This is a genomic window from Paenibacillus sp. FSL M7-1414, assembly GCF_038003195.1.
Taxonomy (GTDB): domain Bacteria; phylum Bacillota; class Bacilli; order Paenibacillales; family Paenibacillaceae; genus Paenibacillus; species Paenibacillus amylolyticus.
The window spans coordinates 4,042,082-4,056,208 of the sequence record NZ_JBBOOS010000001.1 but is presented as its reverse complement, the minus strand read 5'-3'; the positions used below and the strand labels follow the sequence as shown (position 1 = coordinate 4,056,208).

Annotated in this window: 11 protein-coding genes; all 11 read left to right on the top strand. The window is 46.0% G+C overall.

Annotated features, from left to right (window positions below; translation table 11 throughout):
• Positions 1 to 9: 9 nt before the first annotated feature.
• The 11 genes from mutL (at position 10) to glnA (ending at position 14,090) form a co-directional block, all read left to right on the top strand.
• On the top strand, positions 10 to 2,244 hold the full coding sequence (gene mutL / locus MHH92_RS17580; RefSeq protein ID WP_340905270.1) for a DNA mismatch repair endonuclease MutL: 2,235 nt from the start codon (positions 10 to 12) through the stop codon (positions 2,242 to 2,244).
• A 17-nt stretch (positions 2,245 to 2,261) separates the two neighbouring features.
• On the top strand, positions 2,262 to 3,047 hold the full coding sequence (locus tag MHH92_RS17575) for a class I SAM-dependent methyltransferase (protein ID WP_340905269.1): 786 nt from the start codon (positions 2,262 to 2,264) through the stop codon (positions 3,045 to 3,047).
• Complete coding sequence (miaA, locus tag MHH92_RS17570; protein WP_036613558.1) at positions 3,028 to 3,984, top strand: tRNA (adenosine(37)-N6)-dimethylallyltransferase MiaA; 957 nt, start codon at positions 3,028 to 3,030, stop codon at positions 3,982 to 3,984. Before MHH92_RS17575 ends, miaA begins: the two co-directional genes overlap by 20 nt.
• Before the next feature lie 373 nt (positions 3,985 to 4,357).
• Complete coding sequence (gene hfq, locus MHH92_RS17565; RefSeq protein ID WP_017687918.1) at positions 4,358 to 4,600, top strand: RNA chaperone Hfq; 243 nt, start codon at positions 4,358 to 4,360, stop codon at positions 4,598 to 4,600.
• A gap of 170 nt (positions 4,601 to 4,770) precedes the next feature.
• Positions 4,771 to 7,449, top strand: a complete 2,679-nt coding sequence (locus tag MHH92_RS17560; RefSeq protein WP_340905258.1) for a PBP1A family penicillin-binding protein — start codon at positions 4,771 to 4,773, stop codon at positions 7,447 to 7,449.
• A gap of 290 nt (positions 7,450 to 7,739) precedes the next feature.
• Positions 7,740 to 8,303, top strand: coding sequence for a DUF402 domain-containing protein (locus tag MHH92_RS17555; protein WP_307411337.1), 564 nt, complete (start codon positions 7,740 to 7,742; stop codon positions 8,301 to 8,303).
• A gap of 113 nt (positions 8,304 to 8,416) precedes the next feature.
• Positions 8,417 to 9,388, top strand: a complete 972-nt coding sequence (locus MHH92_RS17550) for an AAA family ATPase (RefSeq protein WP_076250164.1) — start codon at positions 8,417 to 8,419, stop codon at positions 9,386 to 9,388.
• A 124-nt stretch (positions 9,389 to 9,512) separates the two neighbouring features.
• A complete protein-coding gene (hflX, locus tag MHH92_RS17545) occupies positions 9,513 to 10,799 on the top strand; it encodes a GTPase HflX (RefSeq protein ID WP_340905254.1) in 1,287 nt (428 codons plus the stop codon).
• Between the two features lie 83 nt (positions 10,800 to 10,882).
• A complete protein-coding gene (locus MHH92_RS17540; protein WP_340905253.1) occupies positions 10,883 to 12,136 on the top strand; it encodes a methionine gamma-lyase family protein in 1,254 nt (417 codons plus the stop codon).
• Positions 12,137 to 12,218: 82 nt separating this feature from the next.
• Positions 12,219 to 12,632, top strand: coding sequence for a MerR family transcriptional regulator (locus MHH92_RS17535; RefSeq protein ID WP_017687924.1), 414 nt, complete (start codon positions 12,219 to 12,221; stop codon positions 12,630 to 12,632).
• Positions 12,633 to 12,761: 129 nt separating this feature from the next.
• Positions 12,762 to 14,090 (top strand): type I glutamate--ammonia ligase, encoded by a 1,329-nt coding sequence (gene glnA, locus MHH92_RS17530; protein WP_036613569.1) that lies wholly within the window; start codon positions 12,762 to 12,764, stop codon positions 14,088 to 14,090.
• Positions 14,091 to 14,127: the final 37 nt, after the last annotated feature.

Genomic DNA, 14,127 nt, shown 5'->3' with positions numbered 1-14,127 from the left:
GGAAAACCTGTGGCGAAGATACATGTGCTTGATGAACATATTGCCAACCAGATCGCGGCGGGTGAAGTGGTCGAACGGCCTGCTTCAGTTGTCAAAGAGTTGCTCGAAAACTCGGTGGATGCAGGCGCCACCAAAATTGAAGTGACGGTGGAAGAGGGCGGACTCCTCAGTATTCGTGTCAAAGACAATGGTACAGGTATTGAGCCAGAGGACATGGAAACCGCCTTTTATCGTCATGCGACCAGCAAAATAGCCCATGGCCGAGATCTGTTTCAGATCACAAGTCTTGGATTCCGTGGCGAAGCCTTGGCGAGTATTGCCGCCGTGTCCAAGGTAGAGGTATTGTCGGCAAGTGACAATGATGGGCGGGGGCGCCGCATCGTAATTGAAGGCGGGAACCTTCGCACTCATGAAGACGCAACCTCACCTCAAGGTACAGATTTTGCAGTGAGAGAACTATTTTACAATACACCAGCCAGACTTAAATATATGAAAACGATCCAGACGGAACTGGGACATATTTCAGATGTCCTATACCGCATGGCGATGTCTCATCCAAACATTTCGTTCCGACTGCGCCATAATGAGAATGTGTTGCTTCAGACGTTGGGCAACGGCGATCTGCTGCAAGTGGTTGCAGCGATCTATGGGACAAGTGCAGCGAAAGCGATGCTTCCCATCCAGGGTGAAAGTCTGGATTACCGGGTGAGCGGGCTGATCAGCCTGCCAGAATGGACACGAGCGAATCGTAATGGTATGTCAACGATTGTTAATGGGAGATTTGTTCGCAATTACGGTCTCAATCAGGCGATTCTCAAAGCCTACCATACCTTGCTGCCCATCAATCGCTTCCCACTTGTCGTGGTGCAGTTGGAGATGCACCCCTCTCTTGTGGATGTGAATGTGCATCCGGCCAAGTTGGAGGTTCGCTTTAGCAAGGAACCAGAACTGTATGAATTCATAGAGACGACGTTGCGGGGTATACTCCGGCAGGAGGTACTGATTCCACAGGTCAAAAAACAGCAGATTCGACGTGGGGACGATAGTTCCTTTATCCAGGAACAATTCCTCTTTCCACGTGGTCCGCTGAAAGATGCATCTGATGCAGAAGGATATGGGCAACAAGGGCCACTTGGGAAACCTACTGCTGCACCTCTGAAGTTAACTGCAGAAGATGATGATCTGGATTTGGATGCTCCGGCGGATGTGTCTACAGCACAGTTGGTATCTGAACAGGGTCACTCAGTGCCGTTGCCCGAAGCTCCACCTGAGGTTACACAGCCCCCGGAGCAGTTAGAAAGTTGGAACGGGGATATTTTGCAGAAGATTGCTAGTTATGACGGGGGGCAGACATCCGTTAACGTGCAAGAAGGCACTAAGGATGTAAGTACAAGTTTAAGTTCAAGTACAAGTTCTACCGAAACTGTTCCCAAATCTGACCTCTCTTCTCAAGATGGTGGGGATCGTGGAGCAACAGAGAAACCGCTGGCTGAAGGCAAACCAGCTACGTATCGCTCCGATTCCGTATATTCACCGGTTAGGGAAGCACGTTCATCGTATAATCCGTCTTCGATTGCCAGAGGTGAACGGACGTGGAAAACTTCAGGTCTGCCTGATGCCACTAAACTTGCTGCTGCCATTAAATCGGATGCTTCCATGCCTGTATTTCCGGAGCTGAGTCTGATCGGACAGCATCATGGTACGTATTTGATCGCGCAAAATGACCAAGGTTTATATTTGATTGATCAGCATGCTGCTCATGAACGCGTAAATTATGAGTACTATTACGAGAAATTTGGTAACCCTGCCCAGGCCTCACAAGAGTTACTGCTGCCGATTACGCTGGAATTTACACCTTCGGAGACGGAAAAGCTGAAAACAAGGCTGGCCTGGTTCGAACAGGCTGGGGTATATTTGGAGCATTTCGGTGGACAGACGTTCCGTGTGCGCTCCCACCCGTTCTGGTTCCCCAAAGGGGACGAGAAAGATATTATTGAAGAAATGTCCGAATGGGTTCTCAGTGAACGCAGTATAGATGTTGCTAAAATGCGGGAAGCGGCATCGATTATGTGCTCCTGCAAGGCGTCCATTAAAGCCAATCAGAAACTGACTGATCAGGAGGCAGAAGTGTTGATTCAGCGTCTGGGTTCATGTCGTCAGCCCTACACTTGTCCACATGGGCGGCCGATTGTGGTTTCATTTTCAACATATGATCTGGAAAAATTGTTCAAACGTGTTATGTAGCTATTTAGGAGGAATCTATGTATATTACAACCGGTGAAAAGGAAGCGGCTTTACTTGTGGAGCGGGCCCGAAACCTTGCTGAAACAACAGGGGGTACTTACGTGCGCCGTAATAAAATGTCTCTGCCCATGATGATTGAACACTATGAGGCGGAGGAGGTTCTCGTTGTACTCCAGGGTAAAGTGCGTCTATTTCGGAAGGATTCACCGTTGCTGGAGTTCCACCCCAGCATGGGATTTGTTCGTGCCAAACGTATATTGCGAGGAGAACCTGATCCACTGCTGGAGGCGGGGGCGGTGAATGAAGGGGATACCATCATCGATTGTACAGCCGGACTGGGCACGGATGCACTGGTGTTCTCGGTTGCAGTGGGCAAAAGTGGACGGGTGATTGCATGTGAGAGCTCTCTTCCGCTATATACACTATTAGTGGAGGGGATGTCTCAGTATGAGACGATCAAGCCAGCGGTAAATGAAGCTTTCCGGCGTATTGAGCTGCATCATGCGAATCATCTCGATTTGCTTCGATCGTTGCCGGATCGAAGCTGCGACACCGTATATTTTGACCCCATGTTCCGTGAACCGATGATGGATTCAAGTGCTATACAGCCCTTGCGAGATTATGCAAATGCTCACGCGCTGGATGAACAGAGCATTATGGAAGCAAAACGGGTTGCCCGTAAACGGGTAGTCATGAAAGAAAAGCGCGGCAGCGCGGAGTTTGACAGGCTCGGATTTGAAATACTTGATCGGGCGAATGCAAAAACCCTGTACGGAGTGATTAATGTTGAAAGTGGAAGTTAAACCAAAACCTAAACTGCTTGTGTTGGTTGGACCAACAGCAGTAGGCAAAACAAGAATGAGCATCGAGCTTGCCCAAGCTTTCAATTGTGAGATTATCTCAGGCGATTCGATGCAGGTATATCGTGAAATGGATATCGGAACTGCCAAGATTACCTCTGAAGAAATGAAGGGTGTACCTCATCATCTCATTGATATCCATGAACCGGAGTATCCGTATTCTGTGGCCGAGTTTCAGGAGAGTTGTACACGATTGATTAGTGAAATTCACGAACGCGGTAAAATGCCTTTTATCGTAGGTGGCACCGGTCTATATGTGGAATCAGTATGTTACGGCTTCCAATTCTCGGATAGCGGTTCAGATGAAGCATTCAGAGAGGAACAATTCAGCTATGCTGAGCTAAATGGAGCACAGGCCCTTCATGATCGATTGAGGGAAGTTGACCCCGTTAGTGCGGATCGTTTGCATCCGAATGACCAGCGGCGAATTGTACGTGCGCTTGAGATCCATCACCTCACAGGCGAGAAGTGGTCTGATCAGCTGGCAGTACAGAAGAAAGAATCGCCTTATGACCTTCTTATTGTTGGTTTGACAATGGATCGGCAGAAGTTGTACGCCCGGGTAGAAGAGCGGATTGATCTGATGATCGAACAAGGTCTGGTAGATGAGGTGAAATCCTTGTTGGAACGCGGAGTGGCCAGAGGTCATATTTCCATGCAAGGGTTGGGATATAAGGAGATTGCAGCGTTCCTGCAAGGGGAAGTGAGTTGGGAAGCTGCGGTTGAGTGGTTGAAGAGGGATACACGTCGGTTTGCCAAACGGCAGCTTTCCTGGTTCCGCCATATGAAGGATATTGAATGGGTGGACATGACGGATACCCAGGATTTTGAAGGGAAATACAAGCAGATAAGTGAATTGATTACACAAAAATTTGATTGATTTGAGCGATTGTTAGTATTCTTCTGACAGGCATCGATTAGATCAAGATATGTAAACCTCTACCTTCTGGTCATAAAAAGGATAGAGGTTTTTATTTATCACTAGAACAGATGGTAGAGATTAAACATTCGCTAAACAACGAATAAATGTGCCTTAAAATGAAGATTTTGTCCCTCTTTTGCAAAACAGACAAGCGGTGTATAATGGATAAGTCTTCTATTTGTTCACCTCGCTAAGAATGGGGGTAAAATAGCAGACAAGGGGTTTTTGTGGATTATATGAAACTGTTCATGATATAATAGCACGAAAGCTACTCAGCGATATTGAATATTACTTGAACACGAATTCAAATGAACCAATGGGGGTACGGCTAATGAACAAGTCCATCAACATCCAAGATACGTTCTTGAACCAACTGCGGAAAGAAAATATTCCTGCTACGGTCTATTTGACCAACGGCTTCCAAATCCGCGGGACGATCAAGGCATTTGACAATTTTACGATCGTCATTGACAGCGACGGACGCCAGCAAATGGTCTACAAGCATGCCATCTCCACGTTCACGCCGCAACGCAGCGTATCGCTGATGCAGCAAGATAACAGCGGCGAAGCTTAAAAAAATTACGAAACCTTTTCACCAACCATTTCGTCTACAAGTATAGGTATTGAAACAGAGCAACCTGAATAAAGGGTTGTTCTTTTCATTCCGGGCAAAATATGTTTAATATATGCCTGAGCCTACAGACGATTAGAAATTATGCAACCGAAAGGGAGTCAGGAGGTAACATGCCAAACGATCCGTTGTCGAGGTCTAACAATCGCAACAACAATAACAAGTCACCCAAAAAAGCGAAGCCAAAGACCTCTAAAAAGAAAAAAATTACGGGTAAACGCGTTGGATGGACACTGTTTTTCACAATGGCAATCGCCATATTCTGTGCACTTGGCGGATATTTATTTATTATGGTGAGTGGTGAAAATCTGCTCAAAGCCAATAAGGACAAAACCACAATTAATGAAACTTCAAAAGTATATGATCGCAATGGCCAATTAATGGGGGAACTATCCATTCAGAAGCTGGAACCTGTCAAAGAAGATGATATTCCTGAGCTTGTGAAGCAAGCCTTTGTTGCAACGGAGGATAAGCGATTCTACGATCATCAGGGCGTGGATATCTGGTCCATTGGGCGTGCAGCGGTTAAGGATGTCATGGCTCGTTCCATGGTGGAAGGTGGTAGTACATTAACCCAACAGCTTGCCAAGAACATGTTCTTGTCCCGTGACAAAACGTTCTTCCGTAAAGCAACGGAAGTATCGATTGCCATGGCATTAGAGCGCAAGTACACAAAAGACGAAATCCTGACGATGTATCTGAACCGGATTTTCTTCGGACATCAGCGTTACGGGATTAAAGCGGCATCTGAATTTTATTTTGGAGTTACTGATCTCAAGAGGTTGAAGTTGTGGCAAATTGCTACATTGGCGGCTATGCCGAAAGGGCCTTCTGCCTATAATCCGGTGAGCAATCCAAACGACTCAAAAGCACGTCGAGGTGTGGTATTGCAGCTGATGTATGAACAAGGCTACATTACCAAGGCGGAGATGGATGAAGCAAAAGAGATTAACTATAACTACAAGCGACCAGAGAAAGACAGGAAGTATCAAGGTTTTATAGATTATGTGCTCCGTGAAGCTGAACGAGTAACAGGTAAAACGGAAGATGATTTGAATATCGGCGGATACAAAATCTATACGACCATGGATGCTCAGGCTCAAACAGCCATGGAAACGGCCTTCACAGATGACAGTCTGTTCGAGGCAAGCAAAGATGATCAACAGGTTCAAGGCTCCATGGTTATTATGAATCACGAGAATGGCAGTCTCGTTGCCCTCCTGGGTGGACGGGATTATCAGACCAAAGGCTACAGCCGTGTAACGCAGAGTCGAAGACAACCAGGTTCAGCTTTTAAACCGATTGTGTCTTATGCACCGGCGCTTGAATCAGGAAATTACAGTGCCAACTCGTCGCTGAGTAATGCGAAGCAATGTTTTGGTAACTACTGTCCTGGTAACTTGCATGGATATTCTTCAACGATCAGTATGACGGAAGCTATTACGAAGTCGGAAAATATTCCTGCCGTTTGGCTACTTGATAAAATAGGTGTTAACACAGGCATTAATTTTGCCAAAAGTGTAGGCATACAGCTGACGGATGAAGACAAAAACCTGGCGATTGCCCTTGGTGGTCTAAGTAAAGGTACAAATACACTGGAGATGGCGCAAGCCTATAGTGCATTTGCCAACCTCGGAGAATACCGACAAGCCTATGCGATTAAAGAAATCAAGGATAGCGCAGGCAAAACCACCTACAAACACGATAACTCGGACACAACGCGTGTCATGAGTGAGCAAAATGCGTATCAGCTTACACAGATGCTGCAGAACGTCGTTAATGACGGTACGGGACGTTCAGCACGTCTGGATCGTCCGGTAGCGGGTAAAACAGGAACAGTTCAAAGTGGTATCTCTGGCAACAGTGCCAACCGTGATGTATGGTTTGTTGGATACACACCGGAATGGACTGCCGCAGTCTGGATGGGCTATGACAATCCGGATGCCAATCATATGCTTAAGAACAGCAGTAAGCTGTCAGCAGCTTTCTTTGCCAAAGTCATGGGAGATGCTTTAAAAGGCGTTCCAGTGAAGCAATTCAAAGCACCAGCTGGAGGGCAGGCACCTCCGCCAGTAGAAGAACCAGAAAAGCCGGCTCTGTCCGTTAGTGGGCTGAGTGGATCATACGATCCAAATGCACAAACCGTCTCACTGAGTTGGACTGGAACGGGTGACGCGAGTACGCAATATCGGATTTATCGGAAAGAAACATCGGAAGCCCAGTTCACTCATCTCATTGATGCAATAGGAGCGACCAATGCACAAGATTTAAGTGCGTTGCCTGGTCTAACCTATGAGTACTATGTGACAGCTTACGACTTGGCATCAGGACTTGAGACGGATCCTTCCAACACCATTTCCTTGATGATTGAAGCGCAGGAAGTGCCGCCGGAGGAACCTGATCCTGGTATAGACCCTGGAACAGAGATAGATCCTGAGCAGCCAGGTACAGAGAATCCGGACAATGGTTCACCGGATAATGGCAACTCGAACGGTAATAATGGTAATGGGAATGAAAATGGCAATGGCAACAACGGAAATGGTAATGGTAATAACGGAAACAATGGTAACAACGGTAACAACGGCGGAGCTGGCCAAGGAAACGGTCAACCTGGGGAAGGAAATACGACCCCGCCTGGTCAGGGGACAACAGATCCGGGCGGTACCGGTGAAGGTTCTGATGATGGAGCCGTAACAACGCCAGGTGAGGTTGTAACTCCCGACAGCGGAACAAGTGGGGATACTGGAGGGACAGATGCACCCGCAGATTCTCAAGCTGGAACCGGCGGCTAAGCCAATGAATCACTAAATATAGCTACATTGAAAAAACTGCTTCCCGGAAAACCGGTGAAGCAGTTTTTTTAGTATACGGAACCAACTGTAATGGAAGCTGATTTGATGGATAGGTGGGACAAAGCTTGATTTTGAGTGTAAACCTTAAATATGGTAAGCTGTAACTATTCGTAATACGTTGTGCAAGGGCGGGCCCAGAGCGCTGGAATCCATCAGGCGGACGTTATTACATTGTTCACCAATAACATAAGAGCAGGTCACGGACCTGTAGTCGGCAAAGAGGGGTTCGTATGAAACGGAAATTCGGGGACCGCGCGAACTGGCGCCGGATTACGAACCGACAATTCACATGCCGGTTCGTTCAATCCAAAATTTTTACAGGTTATATTACGTTGTACACCATACAGGATTTGAAAGAACCTCTGTGGAAAACTTATGGAGGCAGTACCTTCTGTATCGCAGATAAAGGTTATTCCTGGCTGCAATACTATCCGAAGGGAGAGCACTTTGTAGTTACAGCGATGTTTGACGATCAGGAACGGATTGTAGAGTGGTACATTGATACATGTCGTAGTCAGGGGATAACCGATCAGGGTGTTCCTTGGTTTGATGACCTGTATCTGGATGTCGTTGTGCTGAAAGATGGAGAAGTATTTTTGCTGGATGAAGATGAGCTTGAAGATGCATTGTCACGGAAGCATATTACTACAGGTGATTATGACCTGGCTAACAAGACGGCAAAGGAATTGTTGCATGCCATTGATGCACATGTATTTCCGTTCTTTCAGTTATCACTGAAGCATAGGCAGAGTTTGTTTGAGAACGGAGAGTTTCGAAAAAACATTCAGATTTGAGACATGTACTTCGCCCTAGAATTCTTCTTCATGATCCTTCTAATATTGGAGCACCTGATAGAATACATTAATAATCAGGAGAGTTCAGCCCGATAAAATAGAGGTGATGGCGAATGAACGGACGGGTCATGGCTGCAGGAGAGCAACCAGGAGGCAGACCATCCAGACAAATTAATATTGTGTTGCGTAACCAGGAACCTCAGATGTTGGTCAAAGATGAAGCAACGGCAGTACAGGCAGCCAAGAGTATAACCAAACATGCGCACTTCCAGGAGATACAGGGTGAATTGGAGCAACTGGTTGGACTTGAAAATATCAAAGACTTGGTGTTTGAGATCTATGCTTTTCTACAGATTGCCCAGATGCGTACCGAAGCAGGCTTAATTAGTGGTGCGCACGTGTATCATATGATCTTCAAAGGTAATCCGGGAACCGGTAAGACCACCGTGGCGAGGATCGTTGCCAAACTCTTTCAGAAGATGGGTGTGTTAAGTAAAGGTCATCTTATTGAAGTAGAGCGTGCGGATCTGGTTGGAGAATATATAGGTCACACGGCGCAGAAAACAAGAGATCTGGTTAAGAAGGCACTCGGTGGGATATTGTTCATTGATGAAGCCTACAGTTTGGCCCGCGGGGGAGAGAAGGATTTTGGCAAGGAAGCTATTGATACGCTTGTTAAGTCCATGGAAGATAACAAAAATCAGTTTATACTGATTCTTGCTGGGTATTCGGAAGAAATTGATTTTTTTCTCCAGACCAATCCCGGATTACCTTCCCGCTTTCCCATTCAAGTGGAGTTTCCAGACTATAGCATTGATCAGTTGATTCAAATCTCTGAGATTATGGCCAAAGAGCGTGATTATATTCTAATGCCTCAGACCATACTCAAGCTAAAGCAACATTTGCTTCAGGAGAAAAATGATTCGCTGCATGCGTTCAGTAACGCCAGATACGTTCGTAATGCCATTGAGCGTTCGATCAGGCATCAGGCGGTTCGTTTGTTGGAACAATACTCGGAAGGCAGTCCAGGAAAACTGGAATTGATGACAATCCGTACAGAGGATTTGAACTTTGAGCGAAAGTAAGCGATAATATAGTTTTTACACCAGCCGGCCGGGCCAACCGGTTCGGCTTAAGGCATGCCATGGGATATTCGTGGCAATGTATACTAACGGATTAATTTAGTAATTAGAGGGAGTGAACATATACATGACAAATGGTACACATGATACAGATATGGTCAAAAAAGATCGCGCCGTCTTGGTGAGTCTTGTTACGGATGATGTAAAACGTACAGGTATCAACCCTGAGTACTCTTTAGAGGAACTGGTGAAACTTGCCGAGACAGCTGGAGTGGAAGTGCTAAGTGTACTTTCTCAGAACAGGGAAAAACGTGATACCAAATGGTTCATTGGTAAAGGTAAGGTGGAAGAACTCCGTGCAATCGCGGAGGAGCTCGGAGCAACTACGGCTATTTTTGATCAGGAATTGTCAGGTGCACAGGTTCGTAATCTGGAAGAAACCCTCGATCTCAAAATTATTGACCGTACCCAATTGATTTTGGACATCTTTGCACAACGGGCCAATACTAGAGAAGGTATCATTCAAGTGGAATTGGCTCAACATAGCTATTTGCTGCCCCGGTTGTCTGGTCATGGCAAGAACCTGTCCAGACTCGGGGGCGGAATCGGAACAAGAGGCCCAGGTGAAAGCAAACTGGAGACAGACCGCCGTCACATTCGTGGTCGTATCGATGATCTGAAACGTCATCTGGAAGAATTGACACGTCATCGTAAGTTGCATCGTGAACGCCGTAAAAAGACAGGTATTGTTCAGGTGGCCCTTGTTGGTTATACCAATGCTGGCAAATCAACTTTGCTCAAGCAGTTGACGGCTGCAGATGTGTATATTCAAGATCAGCTATTCGCTACATTGGATCCCACATCACGTACGATGGAACTTCCGAGTGGAAAAGAAATCGTCCTTACCGACACGGTTGGATTTATTCAAAATCTACCGCATGATCTGATTGCAGCATTCCGTGCAACACTGGAGGAAGTGAATGAAGCAGACCTGATCCTGCATGTTGTGGACGCCTCATCAGCTATGCGTGAAGATCAGATGCGGACGGTTAATACAATTTTGCAAGAACTTGGTTCAGGGGACAAGCCGCAGTTAGTCCTGTATAACAAAAAAGATGCGTGCACACCAGAGCAACTTGAGATGCTTCCATTGGATAAAGGCCATATTAAAGTAAGCGCATTAGACGCGGAGGATCTGCTTAAAATCCGTGAATTCATTCAGACAGAGCTGACAGGTGATACGAAGCGCTTCCGTATTCCGGCAGAACGTGGTGATCTTACGTCGGTACTCTATAAAATTGGTGATGTAGTGGATACCAGCTTTGAAGAGAATGATGTAATTTATGAAGTTGAATTGCAAAAAGGTGAATATGAGAAATTTGGCTATATGCTTGAAGAATTCATTGAATTGTAATATTCATGACATATTGATGTGATAAGTTACACGATAATGGATATTCGACGTCAGATTCGTGCTATGAAGGGGAATGAAGTAAGATGGTAAGCTTTGATTCAGAAATATCTGAACTTCAACGTCAAGTGGAGCGTCAGATTGAAGGACAACTTCAACAGATTGATCGGATCACAGATCACAATCAATGGAAGGTGATTAATGCTTTCCAACAGCGAAAAGTAAGTGATTTTCACTTTGCAGGTTCAACAGGTTATGCCTATAACGATCGTGGGCGTGAAGTACTTGATGAAGTATATGCTGATGTTTTTGGCGCGGAAGCCGCGTTGGTACGTCCTCATTTTGCTTCAGGTACTCATACGATTAGTACAGCTCTCTTTGGAGTTTTGCGTCCAGGTGACGAATTATTGTACATCACGGGTAAGCCTTACGACACATTGCATAAAGTTATTGGCAAACCCGGTGATGGTACAGGTTCATTACGCGATTTTGGCATCGGTTACCGTGAGACGGCCTTAACTGATGAAGGTGGAGTGGATTGGGCAGCAGTTGAAAAAAGCATTACACCGGCTACAAAAGTTATTGGGATTCAACGTTCACGTGGTTATGACTGGCGCTCATCCTTCTGTGTTGCTGAGATTGCTGACATGGTTACGCGTGTTAAAGCGCTTAAGGAGGATGTCATCGTATTCGTAGATAATTGTTACGGTGAATTCACGGAGGAACGTGAACCGACAGAAGTCGGAGTTGATCTGATGGCCGGATCACTGATCAAGAATCCTGGTGGAGGCATTGCGGAAACCGGTGGATACATATGTGGGAAGGAACAATACGTACAGCTGGCAGCTTATCGTCTGACAGCCCCTGGAATTGGGGGAGAGGTTGGAGCAATGCTGGGGACAACACGTGGCATCTACCAAGGACTTTACATGGCACCGACAATTGTAGGACAAGCTATCAAAGGAAGTACGTTTGCTGCTGCGATGTTTGCTGAATCCGGATTTGTAACCAAACCCGCCTGGAATGAAGCTCGCACAGATCTGATCCAGGCTGTTAAGTTTAGCTCTGCCATGCATCTGATCGCCTTCGTGCAGGGGATTCAGCGTGCAGCAGCTGTGGATAGCCATGTGGTTCCTGAACCGTGGGATATGCCTGGTTATGAGCACCCTGTCATTATGGCGGCAGGTACGTTCATTCAGGGTGGAAGTCTGGAATTATCAGCCGACGCGCCTATTCGGGAGCCGTATATCGGGTATATGCAAGGCGGATTAACGTACTCTCATGTCAAATATGGCGTTTTGATGGCGTTACAGACTATGAAAGATCGTAAATTATTGTGAGTTTATCTAACACGTCATTGACACTTGGTAATAACTAAATGTACAATAGGGTGAAGAATAGATGACTGGAAGGTTGATGAACATGGGTGATGAAATCCGCAGAAATATGGCCTTATTCCCAATTGGTATTGTAATGAAACTTACGGATCTGTCTGCACGTCAGATTCGTTACTATGAGCAGCACAGCTTGATCGTTCCTGCGAGAACGTCAGGTAATCAACGGTTATTCTCTTTTAATGACGTAGAGAGATTGCTAGAGATCAAGGCTTTGATTGAAAAAGGAGTTAACATCGCGGGCATCAAACAAGTGATGAATCCTGTTTCAAAAGAATCCGAGGAAGCTACAGTTATCACGCCAGATACTGAAGTTAAACGCAGAGAGCTGTCCGATACGCAGTTGCACCGCTTGCTGAAGCAGCAGCTTGTATCAGGTAAGAGACCAGGACAAGTATCTCTCATTCAGGGAGAGCTTTCCCGATTCTTTAATAAAAACTAAATTCGCATAACTTGGCGAGTGAGGGGAAAACATGCACTTTTGGTGTGAGACTCCTTGACCCGTGGAACTTTCTAATGTACAAATATAACAGGCAAGCCAAATACGCAGATAAGAAAGGGAGAGGTTATAGTGAGTTATACAAAAGAAGACATTCTCCGCATTTCGAAAGAAGAAAACGTACGATTCATTCGATTGCAATTTACTGATTTGCTTGGAGCTATCAAAAACGTTGAGATTCCTGTGAGTCAGTTGACTAAGGCTCTGGATAACAAAATGATGTTCGATGGATCTTCCATTGAAGGTTATGTACGTATTGAAGAGTCCGACATGTACCTCTATCCAGATCTAGATTCTTGGCTTATTTTCCCATGGGTTGCAGAGAACCGTGTTGCACGCCTGATTTGCGACGTATATCTTCCGGATGGTAATCCATTCCCAGGAGATCCACGTGGCATCTTGAAACGAAACCTGAAGGAAGCCCAAGATATGGGATTCACTTCCTTCAACGTTGGTCCTGAACCCGAGTTCTTCTTGTTCAAAACAGACGAAAAAGGAAACCCAACTAACGAGCTGAATGACCAAGGTGGTTATTTCGACCTTGCGCCTACGGATCTTGGTGAAAACTGTCGTCGTGACATCGTTATCACACTTGAAGAAATGGGCTTTGAGATCGAAGCTTCCCACCATGAGGTAGCTCCAGGTCAGCATGAGATCGACTTCAAATATGCTGATGCTCTGAAAGCTGCTGACCAGATCCAAACGTTCAAACTCGTTGTTAAAACGATTGCACGTCAGCATGGTTTACATGCTACATTCATGCCGAAACCACTGTTTGGTATGAACGGATCCGGTATGCACTGTAACCAATCCTTGTTCAAAGGCAATGAGAACGCATTTGTTGATGAGTCGGACGAGTTGGGTCTGAGCAAAACTGCTCGTCACTTCATGGCTGGAACTCTGAAGCACGCACGTGCGTTTGCAGCAATTACTAACCCAACTGTGAACTCATACAAACGTCTTGTACCAGGTTATGAAGCACCTTGTTATGTAGCATGGTCTGCTAGTAACCGTAGCCCAATGATTCGTATTCCAGCTTCCCGTGGTCTGAGTACACGTGTTGAGGTTCGTAACCCGGATCCGGCTGCTAACCCTTACCTGGCTTTGTCTGTTCTGTTAAAAGCAGGTCTGGACGGAATCAAACGTGAGCTTTCCTTACCAACTCCAATTGACCGTAACATCTACATCATGTCAGAAGAAGAGCGTGTGGAAGAAGGCATTCCAAGCTTGCCAGCTGACCTGAAAGAAGCATTGAATGAATTGATCCGCAGCGAAGTAATCTGCGATGCTCTCGGCGACCACGCCTTGGCTCACTTCTATGAGCTGAAAGAAATTGAGTGGGATATGTATAGAACACAAGTCCACCAATGGGAACGCGATCAATATATTACGTTGTACTAATTGAAAAAACCTTGTAACTACGGGGTTTTGAAGTATC

Bases quoted from the DNA above. Each gene is read 5' to 3' on its own strand.
- MHH92_RS17550 (WP_076250164.1), top strand. From the start codon at position 8,417: ATGAACGGACGGGTCATGGCTGCAGGAGAGCAACCAGGAGGCAGACCA.
- hfq (WP_017687918.1), top strand. From the start codon at position 4,358: ATGAACAAGTCCATCAACATCCAAGATACGTTCTTGAACCAACTGCGG.
- hflX (WP_340905254.1), top strand. From the start codon at position 9,513: ATGACAAATGGTACACATGATACAGATATGGTCAAAAAAGATCGCGCC.
- MHH92_RS17575 (WP_340905269.1), top strand. From the start codon at position 2,262: ATGTATATTACAACCGGTGAAAAGGAAGCGGCTTTACTTGTGGAGCGG.
- MHH92_RS17535 (WP_017687924.1), top strand. From the start codon at position 12,219: ATGGGTGATGAAATCCGCAGAAATATGGCCTTATTCCCAATTGGTATT.
- miaA (WP_036613558.1), top strand. From the start codon at position 3,028: ATGTTGAAAGTGGAAGTTAAACCAAAACCTAAACTGCTTGTGTTGGTT.
- MHH92_RS17540 (WP_340905253.1), top strand. From the start codon at position 10,883: ATGGTAAGCTTTGATTCAGAAATATCTGAACTTCAACGTCAAGTGGAG.
- MHH92_RS17555 (WP_307411337.1), top strand. From the start codon at position 7,740: ATGAAACGGAAATTCGGGGACCGCGCGAACTGGCGCCGGATTACGAAC.
- MHH92_RS17560 (WP_340905258.1), top strand. From the start codon at position 4,771: ATGCCAAACGATCCGTTGTCGAGGTCTAACAATCGCAACAACAATAAC.